Here is a 20,561-nt window from a genome sequence, read left to right as displayed (position 1 = left end):
CTCGGGCCGGCCAGCCCCGGCCGGGGGGGGGCGCCCCCCCCCGGGGGGGGGCCCCCCCCCCCCCCCCCCCCCCCCCGGGGGGGGGCGCCCCCCCCGGGGGGGGCCCCCCCCCCCCGACGTCTGTGCTGTGCGGGTGTGTGCTGGGTCGGTCTGCTCTGCGCCGGCGCGTGCTGTGCCGTGCGGGAGGCGGAGCTAGCGCGCCACCCGGGGGCGGAGCTCCCGGGCCTGCTTGACGACGGCGCCGAGCAGGTCGTCGTACAGCGCCGCGGTGCCGCGGGCCGCCTCGCCGGGCCAGTGGTGCACCGCATGCGCCGCCCCCTGGATCTGCTGCCAGTTGGCCACCTCGGGGATCTGCGGGTCCAGCAGGAGCGGACCGAACATCTGCTTCATCTCCTCGAGCCGGTAGCCGTGCTCGGTGGAGGAGGGACGGACCCTGTTGGCGACGATGCCGGCGGGGGCGAGCTTCGGGGCGTACTCCTGCTTGAACAGCTGGATGGCCCGCAGCGTCCGCTCGGTGCCCGCCACGGAGAACAGGCCCGGCTCGGCGACGAGGAGCACGCGGTTGCTCGCAGCCCATGCCATCCGGGTGAGGCCGTTGAGCGAGGGCGGGCAGTCGATGAGGACCAGGCCGTAGCCCTCCAGGCCGTGGAGCACGGTGGTGAGGCGGCGGAGATCCCTGCGGCCGAGGTCGGGCCGATCGTAGATGCCGCTCAGCGATCCGCCGTAGGCCACGTTCAGCACCCGGTTCTGCTGGCCGTTCAGCGCCGCGGCGCGCCGCACCCAGGGGCTCGCCACCGCGTTGTCCTCGAGGAAGACCCGCTTGGGGGACTTGAGCAGCCGCCCCACCTCGAGTTCGCGGTCGGGGTTGACGCCGAGCGCGGTCGAGGCGTCAGCATGCGGGTCGAGGTCGACCACGAGAGTGGGGATCCCGGCCGCGAGGGCGGCCGAGGCGAGCCCCGTTGTCACCGAGGTCTTCCCGACCCCGCCCTTCAGGCTGCTGATGCTGACTACTTGCACGTGAGAATCCACTATCTATCCGCTGGCCGACCGTTCCATCCTAAAGGGAAGCGGGCAGCGGCCCCGCCACGCCACGGCCGGGGAGCGTCCGGCCCCTGCCTTGTCCACGTGGCGAGACGTTACATCCGTGATTCAAGACACAAGCCATTCCCTGCTACTTTGCTGGCATAGACACTAGGCACCACCTAGTCAATCCTGCGTTGCGACAACAGGAGTCCCATGTTCTCCAAGATTCTGGTAGCGAACCGCGGTGAAATCGCCATCCGCGCGTTCCGGGCGGGCTACGAGCTCGGTGCCAAGACGGTTGCCGTGTTCCCCCACGAAGACCGCAACTCGATCCACCGGCAGAAGGCAGACGAGGCCTACCTCATCGGCGAGGAGGGCCATCCGGTCCGGGCCTATCTGGATGTGGACGAGATCGTCCGCGTCGCCAAGGAGGCCGGCGCGGATGCCATCTACCCCGGCTACGGCTTCCTCTCCGAGAACCCGGAGCTGGCGCGCGCGGCCGCGGCGGCCGGCATCACCTTCGTCGGCCCCCCGGCGGACGTCCTGGAGCTGGCCGGCCACAAGGTCCACGCCCTCCGCGCGGCGCGCGAGGCCGGCATTCCCGTGCTGAAGTCCTCGGCGCCCAGCTCGGACCCCGAGGAGCTGATCGCGGCCGCGGACGAGATCGGCTTCCCGATCTTCGTCAAGGCCGTGGCCGGCGGCGGCGGCCGCGGCATGCGCCGCGTCGACACGCGCGAGGCCCTCCCGGAGTCGCTCAGCGCCGCGATGCGCGAGGCCGACGCCGCATTCGGCGATCCGACCGTGTTCCTCGAGCAGGCAGTGCTGCGCCCGCGCCACATCGAGGTCCAGGTCCTCGCCGACGGCGACGGGAACGTGGTCCACCTCTTCGAGCGCGACTGCTCCCTGCAGCGCCGGCACCAGAAGGTCATCGAGATCGCCCCGGCCCCGCAGCTCGACGAGTCGATCCGGCAGGCCCTCTACGCGGACGCCATCAAGTTCGCCAAGGCCCTCGGCTACGTCAACGCAGGCACCGTCGAGTTCCTCGTGGACACGGTCGGGGAGCGTGCGGGGCAGCACGTCTTCATCGAGATGAACCCCCGCATCCAGGTCGAGCACACGGTCACCGAGGAGGTCACGGACGTCGACCTCGTCCAGGCCCAGCTGCGCATCGCCGCCGGCGAGACGCTCGAGGACCTCGGGCTCACGCAGGACCGGATCCACCTCAAGGGAGCGGCGCTCCAGTGCCGCATCACCACCGAGGACCCGGCCAACGGCTTCCGCCCTGACGTCGGCAAGATCACCGGCTACCGCTCAGCCGGCGGCGCAGGCGTGCGCCTCGACGGCGGCACGGTCTACCAGGGCGCCGAGATCAGCCCGCACTTCGACTCGATGCTCGTCAAGCTCACGTGCCGCGGCCGCGACTACGCCACCGCCGTCAAGCGCGCCCGCCGCGCTCTGGCCGAATTCCGCATCCGCGGCGTGTCCACGAACATCCCCTTCCTCCAGGCCGTCCTCGACGACGACGACTTCGTCGCCGGCAACGTCGCGACCTCGTTCATCGACGAGCGTCCCGAGCTGCTGAAGGCGCGCTCGTCCGCCGACCGGGGGACCAGGCTGCTCAGCTGGCTCGCGGACGTGACGGTGAACAAGCCCAACGGCGAGCTCAAGGTCCATGCCGACCCGCAGGACAAGCTCCCGAAGGTCGACCTCGCCGACGCTCCGGCCGGCTCCCGCCAGAAGCTGCTCGAGCTCGGCCCGGAAGGGTTCGCCAAGGCCCTGCGCGAGCAGAACGCGGTCGCGGTGACCGACACGACCTTCCGCGACGCCCACCAGTCGCTGCTGGCGACGCGTGTGCGCACCCGGGACCTCGTCGCGGCCGGCCCGGCGGTCTCGGTGCTCACGCCCGAGCTCCTCTCCGTCGAGGCGTGGGGCGGGGCGACGTACGACGTCGCCCTCCGCTTCCTCGGCGAGGACCCTTGGCAGCGGCTGGCCGCCCTGCGCGAGGCGATCCCCAACATCTGCCTCCAGATGCTCCTGCGCGGCCGGAACACGGTCGGGTACACGCCGTACCCCGAGGAGGTGACCGCCGCCTTCGTGCAGGAGGCCGCCGCCACCGGGATCGACATCTTCCGCATCTTCGACGCCCTCAACGACGTGAACCAGATGGCCCCCGCCATCAGGGCCGTGCGCGAGACCGGGACCGCGGTGGCCGAGGTGGTGCTGTGCTACACCGGGGACCTCCTCGACCCCGCCGAGGACCTGTACACGCTCGACTACTACCTCGGGCTTGCCCAGAAGATCGTCGACGCCGGGGCCCACATCCTCGCGATCAAGGACATGGCCGGCCTCCTGCGCCCGGCCGCGGCGGCCAAGCTCGTGCGGGCCCTGCGGGAGCGCTTCGACCTGCCCGTCCACCTGCACACGCACGACACCGCGGGCGGCCAGCTCGCGACCCTGCTCGCGGCGGTCGAGGCCGGGGTCGACGCCGTCGACGTCGCCTCGGCGTCCTTGGCCGGCACCACCAGCCAGGTTCCGGCGTCCGCCCTCGTGGCCGCGCTCGCCCACACCCCCCGCGACACGGGCATCTCGCTGGAGAAGGTCAGCGCGCTCGAGCCGTACTGGGAGGCCGTGCGCCGCGTCTACGCTCCCTTCGAATCCGGGCTTCCGGGCCCGACGGGGCGCGTCTACCACCACGAGATCCCGGGCGGCCAGCTCTCCAACCTGCGCCAGCAGGCCATGGCCCTCGGCCTCGCGGAGCGGTTCGAGGCCATCGAGGACATGTACGCGGCCGCGGACCGGATCCTCGGCCGGCTCGTCAAGGTCACGCCGTCGTCCAAGGTGGTCGGCGACCTCGCACTGCATCTCGTCGGACTCGGCGCGGACCCCGAGGAGTTCCGGCAGAACCCGCAGAAGTTCGACATCCCGGAGTCGGTCATCGGCTTCCTCAGCGGCGAGCTCGGCGACCCGCCCGGCGGCTGGCCCGAGCCGTTCCGCACCAAGGCCCTCCAGGGCCGGACAGTCAAGGTGCGCGAGGAGAAGCTCTCGGCGGAGGACTCGGCCGCGCTCCAGGGCGACTCGGCCACGCGCCGGGCCACCCTGAACCGGCTCCTGTTCCCCGGTCCGACGAAGGACTACCTCGCGAACAGGGAAGCCTACGGCAACCTCTCGGTGCTCGATACGCGGGACTACCTCTACGGCCTCCAGCGAGGCCACGAGCACACCATCGAACTCGAGAAGGGCGTGCGGCTCATCGCGCAGCTCGAGGCCGTCTCGGAGCCCGACGAGAAGGGCATGCGCACCGTCATCGCGACGCTGAACGGCCAGTCGCGCCCGGTCGTCGTGCGTGACCGGTCCGTGCAGAGCAACGTCAAGCAGGCGGAGAAGGCGGACGCGACCAACCCCGGCCACATTGCCGCCCCGTTCGCCGGGGCTGTGACCGTGACGGCGAAGGAGGGTGACCTGGTCCAGGCCGGCGACTCCGTCGCGACCATCGAGGCCATGAAGATGGAGGCCGCCATCACCTCGCCCGTGGCCGGCAAGGTGGCCCGCGTGGTCGTCTCCGGCGTCGAGCAGGTCCAGGGCGGAGACCTGCTGCTCGTGGTCGGCGCGGAGTAGCCGCCGGCCGTCCCGCGCCCGGACCCTCCCGCCGCCCCGCCGCCGCCCAGCAGGGCGGCGGCGGGGCGGCCGCTAGACTGGGCGCGATCCAGGACGGCGGCGGTCCGTACCGCCGCCGTCCGAACCACCCACGAGGCGAACGGGAGCCATGAGCGACAGCACGCCCAAGCCCGCACCGCGGCGCAGTCCGTCCCAGGACGAGCCGGAATCCACCCAGGAGGCCCCGGCGGCCGCGGACGGCGCGGGGGAGGAGGCGGCAGGAGCGCATGCCTCCGAGCCCACTGCCGGCCCGGGCGCCGCCCGAAGCGCGCTCGGAATCCTGTCCGTGCCGCTCGATCTCGGGTCGGTGCCGCCGGCCCCGTCCACGCCCCCTGCCGGATGGCTCGCGGACGCCCCGGCGGCGCCTGTTCCGCCCGCGGCCGCCTCCGACGATCCTGCCGCGGTCCCCGGGGAGGCCGCGGCCTCGGCCGAGATCGGCTACCAGCCCCGCGGCTCTGTCCAGGAGGAGCCCGACGCCGGGCCGGCCGACGTGGGCAGCGAGGCACCGGCCGTGAGCGAGCGCCGGTCGCGGTCCGAGGGGCCGGAGTCGGCCACGTCCCTGACCTCCGACCGCCTCGTCGCCAAGAGCCCGGCCGCCCCGGTGGGCGGCTGGCGGCGCTGGCTCTACTTCGCCACGTTCGGCTACGTCAATGTGGGGGACTCGGACGCGGTGCGGATGCAGCGTGCGCTCGAGCACCGGATCGCCGTGCGGCTGGGGGAGAAGACGCGGTACGTGCCGGTCCTCTCGCGCAAGGGCGGCGTCGGCAAGACGACCGTGACGACCCTGCTGGGCATGGCCCTCGCCGACCTGCGGGAGGACCGGGTGATCGCCATGGACGCCAACCCGGACCGCGGCACCCTCTCCGACCGGAACCCCGGCCGCGCCTCCCACACCGCCCGGCAGCTCGTCAAGGACCGCTTCGAGGTGAACTCCTTCGCCCAGCTGTCCAACTACACCGCCCGCGAGGGATCGCGGCTCGATGTGCTCGCCTCGGACGCAGACCCCATGGTCGCGCACGCCTTCAACGACGCCGACTACCGGGCCGTCACGGACATCCTCGGCCGCTACTACTCGATCGTCCTGACCGACTCCGGCACAGGGATGGTCCACTCCGTGATGCAGGGGACGCTGGAGAAGGCCGACGCCGTCGTGCTCGTCTCGGGCGGCAGCGTCGACGAGGCGCGGCTCGCCTCCGAGACGCTCTCATGGCTCGAGGCACACGGGCGGGACGATCTGGTGCGCAAGGCGATCGTCGTGGTCAACGTCTCCGCCGGCAGCGGCACCCGGGTGAACGTGGACGAGATCGAGGAGCACTTCCGCACCCGGGTGGGCCACGTGGTCCGCATCCCGCACGACCGGCACCTCGCCGAGGGCTCGCAGATCGAGTTCGCGAAGCTGGGGGCGGCCACACGGGAGGCGGCGATCGAGCTCGCCGGCCTGGTCGTCGACCAGCTCACCGACTGAGCGGCGCGCAGGCACAACGGCAGGCAGGCTGAACGGCAGGGCGGCGGCCCCGGGACGGGCCGGGGCCGCCGCCCTCGCGCTGGAGCGCCGGGTCAGACCACGCTCGGCTTGGGCGCCGAGTAGATGTCCTCGACGTAGCTGCCGAAGTCGGCCATGACCTGCGCGCGCTTGACCTTGAGCGAGGGCGTGAGGTGCCCCGAGGACTCGGTGAAGTCCGTCGGCACCACCCGGAAGGACTTGATCGCCTCTGCCTTGGAGACGCTCTCGTTCGCGCGGTCGATGATCGACTGCACGTGGGCGAGGACCCCCGGGTGGGAGGCCGCGTCCTCGAGGGAGAGCCCGGCGGGAAGCCCCTGCCGCTCGAGCCAGCCCGGCAGCGCCTCCTCGTCGAGGGTCACGAGGGCGCCGATGAAGGGGCGGTTCTCGCCCACCACGACGACCTGGGACACGAGCGCGTCGGCGCGGATCTGGTCCTCGAGGTGCGCCGGGGCCACATTCTTGCCGCCCGCCGTGACGATGATGTCCTTCTTGCGCCCGGTGATGCGCAGGTACCCGTCGGCGTCGAGCTCGCCGATGTCGCCCGTGTGGAACCAGCCGTCCGTGAACGTCTCGGTCTGCAGCTCGGGGAGCCGGTAGTAGCCGCGCATGACGCTGACGCCCTTGGCGAGGATCTCGCCATCGTCGGCGATCCGCACCGAGTTGCCGGGAAGGGGGGCGCCGACCGTGCCGATCTTGACCAAGGAGGGCGTGTTGACGCAGATCGGGGCCGTGGTCTCGGTGAGGCCGTAGCCCTCGAGGACGCGGAGGCCGATGCCGTGGAAGAAGTGGCCGAGCCGTTCCCCGAGGGGGCCGCCGCCCGAGACCGCGTACTTGACGTGGCCGCCCATGGCCGCGCGCAGCTTCCGGTAGACGAGCGCGTCGTAGAGGGCATGCTGCAGCCGCAGGCCGAGGGAGGGGGTGCCGCCGTCTGCGTGCGCCTTCGACCAGGAGATGGCGATGTCGGCAGCGCGGTGGAAGACCTTGCCCTTGCCCCCGTCCTCCGCCTTGGTCAGCGCAGAGTTGTAGACCTTCTCGAACACGCGCGGGACCACGAGGATGAAGTTCGGCTCGAACCCCTGCAGATCGGCCAGGAGGTTCTTGATGTCCGGGGTGTGCGCCACCTGGCAGCCGGCGGCGACGGCCAGGACGGAGATGAACCGGGCGAACACGTGGGCGAGCGGCAGGAACATGATGGTCTTCGCACCCGGCTCCACGACCTCGCCGAGCGCCGCCATGGCATTCTCGGACAGCGCCACGAAGTTCCCGTGGGTCAGCTCGCAGCCCTTGGGCCGCCCGAGCGTGCCCGAGGTGTAGATGATCGTGGCCAGCGACTCGAGGGTCGCGGCGGAGCGGCGCGCCTCGAGCTCCTCGTCGGAGACCCGTTCGCCGGCCGCCCCGAGCGCGCCGAGGCCCGCGGGGGACAGCTGCCAGACATGCCGCATGGCCGTGAGGTCCTCGGAATCGATGGCAGCACGGATGGCGTCCTCGTGGTGGGCGGTCTCGCCGAAGGCGGCGACGGCGCCCGAGTTCCCGAGGTTCCAGGCGATCTGGCTCGGGGAGGAGGTCTCGTAGATCGGGACGGACACCGCGCCGGCGAACCAGATGGCGAAGTCGACGAGGCTCCACTCGTAGCAGGTCCGGGCCATGATGGCGACGCGGTCGCCGGGGGCCACCCCTTCGGCGATCAGGCCCTTCGCGATCCGCTCCACCTCGGCGCGGAACTCCTTGGCCGTCACGTCCTCCCACGAGCCCGAGGTTCCGCGCCTGGCGAAGAGGGGCGGGTTCGAGGGCTTCTCGGCCTGCTCGATGACGAAGTCGGCGATGTTCCTGGCGACGGGGGCGGGGACGAGGGGCGGAACGGACTTTTCGCGCACGATATCTCCTTCGGTACCTCCCGGTGCGCGGGAGACGGCTTAACCATATCCAAGCGCACTGGACGGAGTGTGCCTTGGATCACGGCTCGATGCTACTGGTCAGTAACAATAGCGGCCCCGGGTCCCGGGCCGCCAGTAGAATGGCCAGCGTGCGCAGACCCCGCTTGGCCCCGACCTTCCGGCCCCGCGATCCGCGGCTGAGACGGAGGGGCCTCGCGATCGGCATCGACATCGGCGGCACGAAGGTCGCTGCAGGCGTGGTCGACGCCGACGGCCACGTACTGCAGCGGGCGCGCAGGGCGACGCCGGGCACGCGCCCGCGCGAGGTCGAGCGCGTCATCGCCGAGCTCGTCGACGAGCTCAGCGTCGAGCACCGGATCGCCTCCGTGGGGATCGGCGCGGCAGGCTGGATGGACCTCGACGGAGGGACGGTGCTCTTCAGTCCGCACCTGGCCTGGCGCAACGAGCCGCTCCGCGCGAACCTCGAATCGCTCCTGCGCCGCCGGGTGCACCTCGCCAACGACGCCGACGCCGCCGCCTGGGCCGAATGGCGCTTCGGCGCCGGGCGCCAGGAGAGCCGGCTCGTGTGCATCACGCTCGGCACCGGGATCGGCGGGGCGATGGTGATGTCCGGGCACCTCGAACGCGGCCGCTACGGCGTCGCGGGCGAGTTCGGCCACCAGATCATCATGCCCGGCGGCCACCGCTGCGAATGCGGCAACCGCGGCTGCTGGGAGCAGTACGCCTCGGGGAACGCGCTCGGACGCGAGGCGCGCGAGCTGGCCCGAGCCAACTCCCCGGTCGCCCAGGAGCTCCTCCGCGCCGTGGACGGCGATCCCGAGCAGATCACCGGCGCGATCGTCACCGAGCTGGCGCGGGCCGGCGACGCCGCCTCGCGGGAGCTGATCGAGGACGTGGGCGAGTGGCTCGGGCTCGGACTCGCGAACCTCGCCGCGGCGCTCGACCCGGGCACCTTCGTGATCGGCGGGGGGCTCTGTGACGCTGGGGAGCTGCTGCTGGCCCCGGCGCGCAGGGCCTTCGCACGCAACCTCACCGGCCGCGGATTCCGGCCGCCCGCGCGGATTGTCCGCGCCGCGCTCGGCCCCGAGGCCGGCCTCATCGGCGCGGCAGACCTCTCCCGCGTCCACCTGCGCTCGCACGGCTCGGCGCGCTGAGCAGGGGCCTCAGATCCGGGCGCCGTCGTCTCCGTCGTCCTTGCTGCGCGGCAGGCGCATGATGAGCGTCCCGACCCCTGCCACGAAGGCCGCGACGAGCAGCACGATCATGTAGCCGGGCACGGTTCGCCACGCGAGCGCGCACACCAGCAGTCCCACCGGACCGCCGAGGGCGCCGCACCACGCGAGCACCGCCACCGGGTCGGCCCCGGCCAGGACGGGGGCGGGCTCGTCGGGGACGAAGTCGCCCGGCAGCCCCTCCGGCTCCTCGCCCACCGGTCCGCGGCCGCGAGGTCCAGCGATCCCGAGGGGGTCGTATCGCGAGAAGCGGGCCGGCCCGGCGTCGTCCTCCCGGCCGCCGGGGGCAGACAGGCCCTCGTCCCGGCCCGCGGAGCGGTCGTCCTGGTGCGGCGGCCGGTCCGGCAGCGGGCTGGAGGCCGAGGCGCGCTCGGCCGCGGAGGGCTCGGTGGGGGCGGGTCCCGCGGCACGGTCGTCCGCGGAGCCGCCGAGGCGGGCCACGAGGTCGCGCCAGACGTCGTCGTCCGCGGCGGGATCGTGGCGGTCGGGGTCAGGGCGGCCGTTCACGCGGCATCCCCAGCGCCCGTGCTCCTGCTGGCGGCGGCCGACCCCGCGGCGTCGACCGTCTCGCGGATGAAGGCGACCGAGCCCCGGAAGATCGTCTCGGCGTCGTGGTCGAGGGTCGCCACGTGGTAGCTGTTGGCGAGCCGGACGATGCGGATGTCCGCCCCGCCGTAGCGTGCGGCGATCGCACCCATGCTGCGCTCGCTCGTGACGACCCTGTCGACGGTCGAGCGGAACACCTGCAGCGGTGCGGTCGCCTGCGGCAGCGAGGCGACCGTGTCCCGGAACAGGAGCTTGAGCTGGTGCGCCGCGGCGACCGGGACCGCCTCGTAGGCGCCCTCGTCCTGGCCGGCGAGCTTGATGTCGTTGCGGATGCCGGGAACCGTCCGCATCACGTGCCGCAGGACGGCGGAGAGGTGCGAGCGCGGATCGTCGATCACGAGCCCGGGGTTGACGACGCTGACGGCGGCCACGGGGCGGTGCGCGGCGAGGCGCAGCGCGAGCGCCCCGCCCATCGACAGGCCGGCGGCGACCACGGCCGAGCAGTCGCGGGCGAGCCCGAGGTAGGCGGCCTCGTAGGCGTCGTACCACTCGTGCCACGACCGGCCGGCGAGGTCCTCGATGGAGGTCCCGTGGCCGGGGAGGAGGGGCGTGGCGACGCGGAACCCGGCGCCCCGGAGCGCGTCCGCCCAGGGCGCGATCCCGCCGAGCCCGCCCGTGAAGCCGTGGCTCAGGGCGACGCCGACGGTGGAAGGGTCCATGGCAAGCATTATGCACCGGCGTGGGGCGGTTGCGCCGAGTCCGGAGCGGGACACTACAGTGAAGCCTGGAACGCGCTCCCACGGCGGAAGGACCTGCGTGGTCTACTGGATCCTCAAGCAGATCTTCATCGGCCCCCTCGTCAAGCTGCTGTACAGGCCCTGGACCAAGGGGCTCGCGAACGTCCCGGCGCGGGGCCCGGCCATCCTGGCCTCGAACCACCTCTCGTTCTCCGACTCCATCTTCCTGCCCCTCATGGTCCGCCGTCCGGTCGTGTTCCTCGCCAAGCAGGAGTACTTCACCGGCCGCGGCCTCAAGGGCTGGCTGACGGCGGCATTCTTCCGCTACACGAACCAGCTGCCGATGGACCGTTCCGGCGGCGAGGCGTCCGCGGCCTCCCTCGAGGCCGGCGCCCAGATCCTCGAGGGCGGGGGGCTGCTGGGCATCTACCCAGAGGGGACGCGCAGCCCTGACGGGCGCCTGTACCGCGGCAAGGTCGGCGTGGCCAGGCTCGCGCTCCTGAAGCAGGTGCCGGTCCTCCCGGTGGCCATGATCGGCACGGAGAAGGTCCAGCCGATCGGCCAGCGCATCCCCTCCATCCGGCGTGTCGGCATCATCATCGGCCAGCCGATGGACTTCTCCGAGTTCTACGGCCAGGCCGACGACCGGGCCGTCCAGCGCGAGGTCACGACCCGGATCATGCGCCAGATCCAGCAGCTGTCCGCCCAGGAGTACGTCGACGCGTATGCCGCGGATGTGAAGGCCAGACTGGCGCAGGAAGCGGCGCAGAAGCGGGCGGCCGAGCCCCCGGCCGACGCATAAGCACGCCGCCGCGCTGTTGGCATAGCCTTGGACCGTGACTGATCTCTCCGTATCGCCCGCGGCCCGATTCACGAGCACCGCACAGAGCGGCGCCGCCGACTACCCCGGCCTCGACAACTGGCGCTCCCTGCCGATCTCGCAGCAGCCGTCCTGGTCGGACCCGGACGTCTTCCGCGCGGCGATCGCGGAGCTGTCGATCCTCCCGCCGCTCGTCTTCGCCGGCGAAGTGGACCTGCTCCGCGAGCGGCTCGCGGCCGCCGCGCGCGGCGAGGCCTTCCTCCTCCAGGGAGGCGACTGCGCCGAGACCTTCGGGGCGGCCACGGCGGACCGGATCAGCGCGCGCGTGAAGACCATCCTGCAGATGGCGGTGGTGCTGACCTACGGCGCCCAGCTGCCCGTGATCAAGATGGGCCGCATGGCCGGCCAGTTCGCCAAGCCCCGCTCCTCCGACACGGAGACGCGGGACGGCGTGACCCTCCCGGCGTACCGCGGCGACATCGTCAACGGCTACGACTTCACGCCCGAGTCCCGGGCTCACGACGCCGCCCGGATGCTCCGCGCCTACCACACCTCGGCGTCGACCCTGAACCTCATCCGTGCGTTCACGCAGGGCGGCTTCGCCGACCTGCGGCTCGTGCACACGTGGAACAAGGGGTTCACGGAGAACCCCGCCCACGCCCGCTACGAATCGCTCGCCCGCGAGATCGACCGCGCGATCAAGTTCATGGACTCGTGCGGGGCCGACTTCGAGGCGCTCAAGCGCGTCGAGTTCTTCGCGAGCCACGAGGCGCTGCTGCTGGACTACGAGCGGGCGCTCACGCGCATCGACTCGCGCACCGGCCTGCCCTACGACACGTCCGCGCACTTCCTCTGGATCGGCGAGCGGACCCGGGAACTGGACCACGCCCACGTGGACTACCTCTCCCGCGTGCGCAACCCGATCGGCGTCAAGCTCGGTCCTTCGACGACGGGCGACGACGCCCTGCGGCTCATCGACAGGCTCGATCCCGAGCGCGAACCGGGCCGGCTGACGTTCATCACGAGGATGGGCGCCCAGAACATCCGCGAGAAGCTGCCCCCGGTCGTCGAGAAGGTCACGGCGTCCGGAGCCCAGGTCCTCTGGGTCACCGACCCGATGCACGGGAACACGGTCACGAGCCGCAACGGCTACAAGACCCGCCGCTTCGACGACGTCGTGGACGAGGTCCGCGGCTTCTTCGATGTGCACCAGGCGCTCGGAACGGTCCCGGGCGGCCTGCACATGGAGATGACGGGCGACGACGTCGCAGAGTGCCTCGGCGGGTCCGATCCGATCGACGAGGCGGCCTTCGAGGACCGGTACGAGTCGGTGTGCGATCCGCGGCTGAATCACATGCAGTCCCTCGAGATGGCCTTCCTCGTGGCGGGGGCGCTCTCCAAGCGGGCCTGATCCCGTGGGCGGCGGGGCGCCGGCCGAGGCCGGCGCCCCGCTACACGACCGTGAGGGTGACGACGCTGCCCTCCGGCACGTCCTTGTCCACCGGATCCTGGGCGCGTACGGTGCCGAAGAACCCGCCGAGGATGTTCTCGACGCGGACGTCGAACCCGAGCTGCCTGAGCGCATCGGTGGCCTGGCCCACCTGTTTGCCCACGAAGCTGGGGACGTGCACCATCCTGGGGCCCTTCGACACGGTGAGCGTGACCGCGCCGCCCTTGGTCAGGGTCGTGCCGGGGGAGGGGTCCTGGGCGGCGACGGAGCCCTTGGGGATCGTCCTGTCGTTGACCTCGTCGGAGGAGACCTGGGGATCAAGTCCGGCGGCGCGCAGTGCGGCGAGTGCCTGGGACTGCGGCATGCCCACCACGCGGGGCACCGGGATCGGCTGGGGGCCCTTGGACACGGTCAGTGCCACGGTGGAGCCGTGGCGAAGGGGCGTCCCCGACCCGGGGTCCTGGGACAGGACGATCCCGGCCGGCACGGTGTCGTCGTAGGCCTCCTTGACGGCGCCGACGGTGTTCTTCGCCGCGGTGATGGCCGCCTTCGCATCGTCGAGGGACTTGCCCCTGAGATCCTCGAGGGGGAAGAGCTGCGGGCCCTTGGACACGAGGACGCTCACGCCCTGGAACTTCCGGATCTGGGTCCCCGGAGGCGGCGTGGAGTCCACGATGAGCCCGGTCGTGACCGTGTCGTCGAAGACGTCCTGGGTGGAGAAGGAGAGCCCGGCCCGGTCGAAGAGAGGCCGCGCCTGGTCCACGGTGAGGTCCTTGACGGGGGGGACGGTCGCCGCCGCGCCTGGGCCGACGCCGAAGAACCACCCCGCCAGCGCGGCCACGACCGCCAGGACGATGATGACGGCGGCCCAGACGGCCCCACGGCGCCTCGACCGTCCGGGCCCCAGCGTCCGGGTTGGGGTCGCCGCGGCGGCGGCGGTGCGGCGGGCGGCCTCGCGGTCCCGGCGGCGCTGCTCGCGCGCCGTCGTGGCGGGACCTGCGGGGATCACGCTGGTGCGCTGGGCGGCAGTGGCGATCACCTCGGTGCGCCCGGCCGGGAGCATCTCGGTGTGCCCCGGCGCGGGATGGGGGAGGTGTTGGGTCTGCGCCGCGTGCAGGTCGAGCTGGGCGTCGCTGAGGTGGGTGCGGATGTGCCTGATCTCGCCCAGGAGCGCCTCGGCATCCACAGGGCGGTCCTCCGGATCCCGCGCACACGCCCACTGCACGAGCTCGTCGAGCTCGGGGGAGAGGCCCGGCAGGAGGTCGGACGGCGGAGGGACATCGCGCGTCGCGTGCTGCATCGCGACCTGCACCGGCAGGTCCCCCCGGTAGGGCTGGTGGCCGGTGAGCAGCTCGTAGAGCATGATTCCGACCGAGTAGAGGTCGCTGCGCTCGTCGCCCCCGCTGCGCTGAACGAGCTCCGGGGCGATGTACGCGACGGTGCCCATCGTGACACCGCTGGTGGTCGAGGTGGTGACGGCCCGGGCGAGCCCGAAGTCCGCGACCTTGATCTGTCCCGAGTCCCCCAGGAGTACGTTCTCGGGCTTGATGTCCCGGTGGACGAGGCCTGCCGCGTGGGCGGCCGCAAGCCCGTCGACTACGGCGTCGATGAGCGCGAGGGCCTGCCGCGGCGCCAGGGCGCCGTGCTCGTCGAGCAGCTGGCGCAGGTTGCGGCCGGGCACGTACTCCATGACGAGGTAGAAGACGTCCCCGTCATGGCCGCGGTCCAGGACCGCGACCACATGGGGGTGGGAGAGCCGGGCCGCCGCCTTGGCCTCCTGCTCGAGGCGCTCGGCGAAGGCCGGGTCCTGGCTCAGATGGGGATGGAGGACCTTGAGGGCGACGTCCCGGTCGAGGTTCGTGTCGGTGGCGAGGTAGACCGTCGCCATGCCGCCCATGGCGAGGCGCGCGGCAACGCGGTACCGGCCGCCCACGAGCGATCCGACGAGCCCATCGCTCAGCTTTCCGTTCACCCCACGATCCTAAGCGCTCGCCCGCGGCGGACGCCCGAGGCGCCCCGGGGCCCGGAGTGGCCGCGGGGCAGCGCCGTCAGCTGAAGGTCTTCCGGTGCGCCTTGATCGCGGCCACATACTGCTTGGTGTCCTTGTACATGCCGTGCTTCGCCACGGAGTACTGGCCCTGGTAATAGCCGGCGATCGCGGTGTCCTCGTCCGTGCTCGTCCGCAGGAGGGCACGGATGATGGCGATCCCGGCGGTGGCGTTGTCGTGCGGGTCGAGCAGGTTGAGCCTGCGGCCCACGAGGTCGGAGGCCCACTGCCCCGACGTGGGCACGAGCTGCATCGTCCCGATGGCGTTGGCCGGGGACACAGCACGCTGGCTGAACCCCGACTCCTGGTAGGCGACCGCCAGGGCGAGCGCCGGGTCGACGCCCATGCGGCGGGCCGTGTCGGCGACGATCTGCTTCATCGCGGCCCTGCTCGGCACCGGCGCGGCGTTGAGGAGGCGCTTGTTCTCGTTGGCGGAGGCGACCACGGCGTCGGGGTACTTGAAGCCGAAGAACGTGTCCTCCACGAGGGGCTTGGGCGTACCCGAGGACGCCTGCGTGATGGCGGCGGCCGGCTCGGCCTTCCCAGCCGGGAGCCTGAGGGTCCGGCCGGCGTAGATGATGCTCGTGAGGCTGAGCCCGTTGGCCGCCAGCAGGCTTCCCAGCGGCACCTTGAGGCGGGCGCTGATTCCGTAGAGGGTGTCGCCGGGCCGGATCGTGTAGCTCCCGGCACTCAGCCCCTGTGCGGGCTTCGCAGGAGAGGACGACGGCGCGGGGGAGGCGTGCGCGGGCGATCCGCCGGTGAGCCGGATCTGCTGGCCCGGGTAGATGACCGTGGTCGGCGTGAGGTGGTTCAGGGCCAGGACGTCGGCGACCTTGAGCCCGAATCGCCCGGCGATCGCGGTCACCGTGTCGCCGGCTCGCACCGTGTACTTCTGGCCAGGGCCGGCCTTGGCCGGGGCGAGCCGGCTCGGCACCATCGTGGGCACCTGGGCGGCGGGCACGACGGCGGCCTGCACGGCCGTGCGCGGGCCGGCCCCTGTGAGGGCTCCGGACTGGGCGACGGACTCCGCGGGCGCTGCTGAGGCGGGCGCGGCGAGCGCGAGCGAGGACAGGGCCACGGCGGGGAGGACCGCCGTCGTCGCCGCGACGAGGGGAAAGCTGGGCTTGGCGGCAGCGCTCCCGCTGCTTCCGGATGTGCTCATCGGTCGACCTCCTTGAGCCGGGGGTGTCACTCGTGTGATGACGACTGTAAATTCGGTGATGGTGCCTGTGTGATTGATTTGACTGGTGTTACTTAAGTGGCCGATGTGAATCTCTCACGATTCGGCGCGAGGTACAAGGCGCGGGACGTGGCCTGCCGCTGCCTGCACCGACTAGGTGGAGCGGCCCGGGCCGTGGCACGCTGGTGGCGTGAGTGATATCGAGAACCTGGTGTCTGAATGGCTGCCCCTCCCGGACGTCGCGGAGCGGCTGGGACTGCCGGTCACCAAGGTGCATGGCCTGATCGACGAGCGCGCGCTCGTCGCCGCGCGCGTGGGCGAGCGGAAGATCCGCTCCGTCCCGGCGCTGTTCCTCGACGGGGACCACGTGGTGGACAGCCTCAAGGGCACGATTGCCGTCCTGGCAGATGCCGGCTTCAGCGACGAGGAGCTGATCGCCTGGCTCTTCACGCCCGACGAGTCCCTGCGCGGCCGTCCGATCGACGCGCTCCGCGAGGGCCGCAAGACCGAGATCCGGCGCCGCGCCCAGATTCTGGCCTGGTAGCCGGATCCCCGGCATAGGCCAGGGGCCGGGCCCTGGGGCCGGTTCGCCCAGGCGGAGCGGGCCCGGGGCCTGAGCTGTCCCTCAGAGCACGCCGTCCTTCAGGAGGCGCGCCGCACCGCGGCCTTGCCCAGGGCCTCGAGCGCCGCGCTGACCACAGGGCCGACGTCCAGCCGCGCGAGGGCGCTGAACGCCTCGTCGGCCAGCCTGTCGATGAGCCGCTCGGTGGCGCCGAGGGCGCCAGTGGAGCTGATGATGTCGCGCAGCCTGCCGACCTCCTCGAGGTCGAGGTCGCCCCGCCCGAGGCCGCGTTCGAGCTCTGCCGCCGCCGCGCCGTCGGCCGTGTCGAGCGCGAGCGCCACGAGCATCGTCCGCTTGCCCTCGCGGAGGTCGTCGCCGGCGGGCTTGCCCGTGGCGGCCGGATCGCCGAACACCCCCAGCACGTCGTCCCGGAGCTGGAACGCCTCGCCGAGCGGGAGCGAGAAGGCGGAGTAGGCCGCCAGCAGGGCCTCGTCGGCTCCGGCGAGCGCGCCTCCGATGCCGAGCGGGTGCTCGGTGGAGTACTTCGCCGACTTGTACCTGATCACCGTGCCGGCCCGGGCCACCGCCTCCGTCCTCGGGCGCGTCGGACCAGCGACCTCCTCGAGGATGTCCAGGTACTGCCCGGCCATGACCTCGGCCCTCATCGTGTTGAAGATCCGGCGCCCGGGGGTGCCGATCCCGGCCGCGGGCCCGACCCCGGTGAAGGCCTCCTCGCTGAAGGAGAGGCAGAGGTCGCCGGTGAGGATCGCTGCGGCGTGGCCGAAGCGCGCTGCATCGAGCGCCCAGCCCGACCTGGCGTGCAGCGCCGTGAACCGCTCATGCACGCTCGGGGCACCACGGCGGGTGGCCGAGCGGTCGATGATGTCGTCGTGGATGAGGGCCGCGGCCTGGAAGAGCTCGAGAGCGGCGCCCGCGCGGATCGGCTCGGCCGCGAGCTCGGCCCCGCCGGCCCCCCGCCAGCCCCAGTAGCCGAGCAGCGCGCGGAGGCGCTTGCCGCCCGAGACGAGGCCGGAGATCGCATCCATGAGGGCGGCGACGTCCGCCGAGACCTCGGCCATGACCGACCGCTGGCGGTCGAGGAAGGAGCGCAGCTCGGCCTCGAGGGCCTCCCGGTAGCGGGCCTGCTCCTCCTCGACGCCCGCGGCGGCCGCTCGCTGCTCGTTCACGGTGTCCCCTGTCCGCTGACTACTTCAGCGAGGAGGGCGCCACCGAGACGCCCACGGTCGCGACCGCCTGCTTGTTCGCGGTGACGACCGTGACCGTGGCGGTCTCTGAGCCGTTCGAGCGCACGAAGTCGCGCACGAGGGTCCCCGCGGCGGCCATCGACGCCGAGGTGCTCGACGAGGCGCTCGCGGCCGGCACAGCGGTGAACCCCTCGCCGGTGAGGGTCTTCGTGTAGTAGTCGAGCATCTCGGAGGCCGAGGCCGAGCTGCTGCCCGCAACGAGGGAGGCGACGGCAGGCGACGCCGACGCGTCGAAGCTGGTCGCGAGGGCCGTGGCCCCGGGCATGAGCGGAAGCGTCTGGGACGGGAAGCCCGGTGCGACGGCGCTCACGGTGGCGTTCGCGGCCGAGGCGGACGCCGTGGCCCGCCCGCTCACCGTCGAGGACGGCGATGGCGAGGCGGTGGCCGCTGCGGAGCCCGCCGGAGCCGGGCTCTGCGCCGCGCTCCCTGTCTGACCCCCACAGCCCGCCACCGCGAGCGCGGTGGCCATGAGCACGGTGGCCCCTGCGAGCCGTCGGTTCCTCCCGGTGATGTTCGCCATGCGCCTGGTGTCTGCCTTTCGTTTCTGCTGCAAGGTCCCGCCCAGTCTAGTGGCCCGCCGCGGAGCCCCTGCCGCCTACGATGGACCGGTGGGAACGGACGGTGGTGGCCCCGGCGAGGAGGCCCTGGGCCAGATGCGGCGCCGCGGGATCCTGCATGTCGACATGGACGCCTTCTTCGTCGCCGTCGAGCAGCGCGAGCGGCCCGAGCTGCGGAGCCGCCGCGTGATCGTCGGGTTCCCGGCGGAGCGGTCCGTGGTCCTGTCCGCGAGCTACGAGGCACGCGCCTTCGGCATCAGCAGCGCCATGCCGATGCTCATTGCGCTGCGGCGCTGTCCCGATGCCATCGTGGTCGAGCCGAGGCACCACCTCTACTACGAGGTCTCGCGGCAGCTCATGCGGCTCTTCGCGGACTTCACCGACCTGGTCGAACCGCTGAGCGTCGACGAGGCCTTCCTCGACGTCTCCGGAGCCGTGCGGCGCCTCGGCGCGGCGCCCGAGCAGATCGCCGCCCAGATCAAGGCCCGCATCCGGTCGGAGCTGGGCATCACGGCCTCGGTCGGGGTCGCCTCGACCAAGTTCGTGGCCAAGATCGCCTCGACCCGGTCCAAGCCGGACGGGCTGCTCGTGGTCCGCCCGGAGGACACGGTGCCGTTCCTCCACTCGCTCCCCGTCGGGGCGCTCTGGGGGATCGGAGGAAAGACGCGGGAAGTCCTGGCCCGCCTCGGGATCCACACCGTCGGCGACCTCGCCCAGACGCCGGACTCGACCCTCCGGCGCTCCCTCGGCGCCACCGGCCTTCAGGCCAAGCGCCTGAGCTGGGGCATCGACGGACGGGCCGTGACGCCCGCACGCGAGGAGAAGAGCATCGGTGCGGAGGAGACCTTCGCCGCGGACGTCGCGGAGGACGCCGCACTGCACGCAGAGCTCCTGCGGCTGGCCCACCGCGTCGCCGGACGACTCAGGGGCCAGGGGGTCGCCGCGGGAACGGTCGCGCTCAAGCTCCGGTACTCGGACTTCTCCACCCTCGCGCGCTCGCACACCCTGACCGTCCCCACCGACAGCGCCCAGCACCTCTACAGCGCAGGGCGCCAGCTCCTCGCAGCCCTCGGCCCGCGGCCCCTGCCGGTCCGGCTCATCGGCCTGCGGGGGGAACGGCTCTCCCGGTCGGCCGGAGCGCCGCGCCAGCTGAGTCTGGACCGCACCGAGGACAACTGGCGGACGGCAGAGGAGGCCCTCGACCGGGTGTCCGAGCGGTTCGGCTCCGGCATGGTCCGGCCGGCGCGCCTCCTCGGGGAGCGGAGGACCGGCCCCCAGCGGGACGGGCGCACCGCTCGGGAGTGAGCGGCGCCCACGACGCTCCGGGCTCCCTTTTGGAACCTACCCGGACGTCATATCCTTAAGGAACCTCGAAATATTGGGTGCAGTGAGTCGGCTGGGAAGTCCATCTGGGGTCGGGCCGCAGCGGCTCGTCGGTCAGGGGAACCCGCGGCTGGTTCAATGCGTTGGTGCAGATGATGGAGGCCGTCCATCATCTGCATGCGTGAAGGAGTCGCCATGCCTCTCTCGGAGCACGAACAGAAGATGCTGGAGCAGCTTGAGAAGCAGCTCCACGAAGAGGACCCCAAGTTCGCCGATTCCATGGGCGCCGATGCCCTCAAGACGTTCTCGACCAAGCACATTGTGCTCGGGGTCCTCGGCGTCATCGCGGGCATCCTCGTCCTCCTGGTCGGAGTGAGCATCCAGAACATCTTCGTGGGGGTCCTCGGCTTCCTGCTCATGGGCGGGAGCGTCTACTACGGAACCCTCAGGCGGCCAGGGCGCCGCCTCCGCTCCGGCGGCTCGAAGCGGACGAGCAGCGGGTTCCTGCGCAAGCTCGAGGCCCAGTGGGAGGAACGGCGCAGGGACGAGAGCTGACCCGTCCCACCCGGACCGCCCGCCGGTCCCCGCGTCGAGGCGCATCAGCGACTCCAGAGACACGCCCCGCCTGACGGCCTGACTGTGCCCCGGAACCCCACGGTTCCGGGGCACAGTCGTGTCCTGGCCCCCCCATGGGCTCCTCCACTTCGCTCCCGGGGCTCCACTTCGCTCCCCGCTTGTCCCTCGGCGGCCGCGTGCGCCTCTCGCG

17 protein-coding genes are annotated in these 20,561 nt (G+C 72.2%); 9 read left to right on the top strand and 8 right to left on the bottom strand.

Going from position 1 to position 20,561, the window contains the following annotated elements:
* Positions 1–192: 192 nt before the first annotated feature.
* Complete coding sequence (locus J2W20_RS09890; RefSeq protein WP_307006369.1) at positions 193–1,017, bottom strand: ParA family protein; 825 nt, start codon at positions 1,015–1,017, stop codon at positions 193–195.
* A 219-nt stretch (positions 1,018–1,236) separates the two neighbouring features.
* On the opposite strand from J2W20_RS09890, the gene J2W20_RS09885 reads away from it, so the two are divergent.
* Together J2W20_RS09885 and J2W20_RS09880 are read left to right on the top strand one after the other, a co-directional pair.
* Positions 1,237–4,638, top strand: a complete 3,402-nt coding sequence (locus tag J2W20_RS09885) for a pyruvate carboxylase (RefSeq protein WP_307006368.1) — start codon at positions 1,237–1,239, stop codon at positions 4,636–4,638.
* A gap of 148 nt (positions 4,639–4,786) precedes the next feature.
* The gene (locus J2W20_RS09880) at positions 4,787–6,142 is read left to right on the top strand and encodes a MinD/ParA family ATP-binding protein (protein ID WP_307006367.1); all 1,356 of its coding nucleotides are present in this window, start codon (positions 4,787–4,789) and stop codon (positions 6,140–6,142) included.
* A gap of 92 nt (positions 6,143–6,234) precedes the next feature.
* On the opposite strand, the gene J2W20_RS09875 is transcribed toward J2W20_RS09880, so the two are convergent.
* Complete coding sequence (locus J2W20_RS09875; RefSeq protein WP_307006366.1) at positions 6,235–8,055, bottom strand: AMP-dependent synthetase/ligase; 1,821 nt, start codon at positions 8,053–8,055, stop codon at positions 6,235–6,237.
* Positions 8,056–8,195: 140 nt separating this feature from the next.
* Here J2W20_RS09875 and J2W20_RS09870 point away from each other — a divergent pair, with 140 nt between their 5' ends.
* Positions 8,196–9,230, top strand: coding sequence for an ROK family glucokinase (locus tag J2W20_RS09870; RefSeq protein WP_307006365.1), 1,035 nt, complete (start codon positions 8,196–8,198; stop codon positions 9,228–9,230).
* A gap of 9 nt (positions 9,231–9,239) precedes the next feature.
* Here the strand turns inward: J2W20_RS09870 and J2W20_RS09865 are convergent, their stop codons facing one another.
* A complete protein-coding gene (locus tag J2W20_RS09865; protein WP_307006364.1) occupies positions 9,240–9,815 on the bottom strand; it encodes a hypothetical protein in 576 nt (191 codons plus the stop codon).
* Positions 9,812–10,573: an alpha/beta hydrolase gene (locus tag J2W20_RS09860; RefSeq protein ID WP_307006363.1), complete on the bottom strand. Its 762-nt coding sequence runs from the start codon at positions 10,571–10,573 to the stop codon at positions 9,812–9,814. Before J2W20_RS09860 ends, J2W20_RS09865 begins: the two co-directional genes overlap by 4 nt.
* 97 nt (positions 10,574–10,670) lie before the next feature.
* Here J2W20_RS09860 and J2W20_RS09855 point away from each other — a divergent pair, with 97 nt between their 5' ends.
* Entirely contained in the window at positions 10,671–11,393 is a 723-nt protein-coding gene (locus J2W20_RS09855) for a lysophospholipid acyltransferase family protein (RefSeq protein WP_307006362.1), read from the top strand.
* Positions 11,394–11,427: 34 nt separating this feature from the next.
* Positions 11,428–12,822 (top strand): class II 3-deoxy-7-phosphoheptulonate synthase, encoded by a 1,395-nt coding sequence (locus J2W20_RS09850; protein WP_307006361.1) that lies wholly within the window; start codon positions 11,428–11,430, stop codon positions 12,820–12,822.
* Positions 12,823–12,862: 40 nt separating this feature from the next.
* Here the strand turns inward: J2W20_RS09850 and pknB are convergent, their stop codons facing one another.
* A complete protein-coding gene (gene pknB, locus J2W20_RS09845; protein ID WP_307006359.1) occupies positions 12,863–14,833 on the bottom strand; it encodes a Stk1 family PASTA domain-containing Ser/Thr kinase in 1,971 nt (656 codons plus the stop codon).
* A 76-nt stretch (positions 14,834–14,909) separates the two neighbouring features.
* Positions 14,910–16,070, bottom strand: a complete 1,161-nt coding sequence (locus J2W20_RS09840; protein WP_307006358.1) for a lytic transglycosylase — start codon at positions 16,068–16,070, stop codon at positions 14,910–14,912.
* A 208-nt stretch (positions 16,071–16,278) separates the two neighbouring features.
* On the opposite strand from J2W20_RS09840, the gene J2W20_RS09835 reads away from it, so the two are divergent.
* A complete protein-coding gene (locus J2W20_RS09835; protein ID WP_066497409.1) occupies positions 16,279–16,632 on the top strand; it encodes an Rv2175c family DNA-binding protein in 354 nt (117 codons plus the stop codon).
* 98 nt (positions 16,633–16,730) lie between these two features.
* On the opposite strand, the gene J2W20_RS09830 is transcribed toward J2W20_RS09835, so the two are convergent.
* Together J2W20_RS09830 and J2W20_RS09825 are read right to left on the bottom strand one after the other, a co-directional pair.
* A complete protein-coding gene (locus tag J2W20_RS09830; protein ID WP_373457996.1) occupies positions 16,731–17,837 on the bottom strand; it encodes a polyprenyl synthetase family protein in 1,107 nt (368 codons plus the stop codon).
* A 19-nt stretch (positions 17,838–17,856) separates the two neighbouring features.
* Positions 17,857–18,180, bottom strand: coding sequence for a hypothetical protein (locus J2W20_RS09825; RefSeq protein ID WP_307006357.1), 324 nt, complete (start codon positions 18,178–18,180; stop codon positions 17,857–17,859).
* Here J2W20_RS09825 and J2W20_RS09820 point away from each other — a divergent pair.
* From J2W20_RS09820 to J2W20_RS09810, 3 genes are all read left to right on the top strand, one after another.
* Positions 18,179–18,349 (top strand): hypothetical protein, encoded by a 171-nt coding sequence (locus J2W20_RS09820; protein WP_307006356.1) that lies wholly within the window; start codon positions 18,179–18,181, stop codon positions 18,347–18,349. The two genes, J2W20_RS09825 and J2W20_RS09820, sit on opposite strands and share 2 nt — an antisense overlap.
* A gap of 219 nt (positions 18,350–18,568) precedes the next feature.
* Complete coding sequence (gene dinB / locus J2W20_RS09815) at positions 18,569–19,777, top strand: DNA polymerase IV (protein ID WP_307006385.1); 1,209 nt, start codon at positions 18,569–18,571, stop codon at positions 19,775–19,777.
* 213 nt (positions 19,778–19,990) lie between these two features.
* Positions 19,991–20,350: a DUF3040 domain-containing protein gene (locus J2W20_RS09810; RefSeq protein ID WP_307006355.1), complete on the top strand. Its 360-nt coding sequence runs from the start codon at positions 19,991–19,993 to the stop codon at positions 20,348–20,350.
* Positions 20,351–20,561 lie beyond the last annotated feature (211 nt).

This window comes from Sinomonas atrocyanea (assembly GCF_030812675.1).
Classification (GTDB): Bacteria; Actinomycetota; Actinomycetes; order Actinomycetales; family Micrococcaceae; genus Sinomonas; species Sinomonas atrocyanea_B.
The sequence above is the reverse complement of the archived record's forward strand: the minus strand, read 5'-3'. Positions and strand labels throughout refer to the sequence as shown.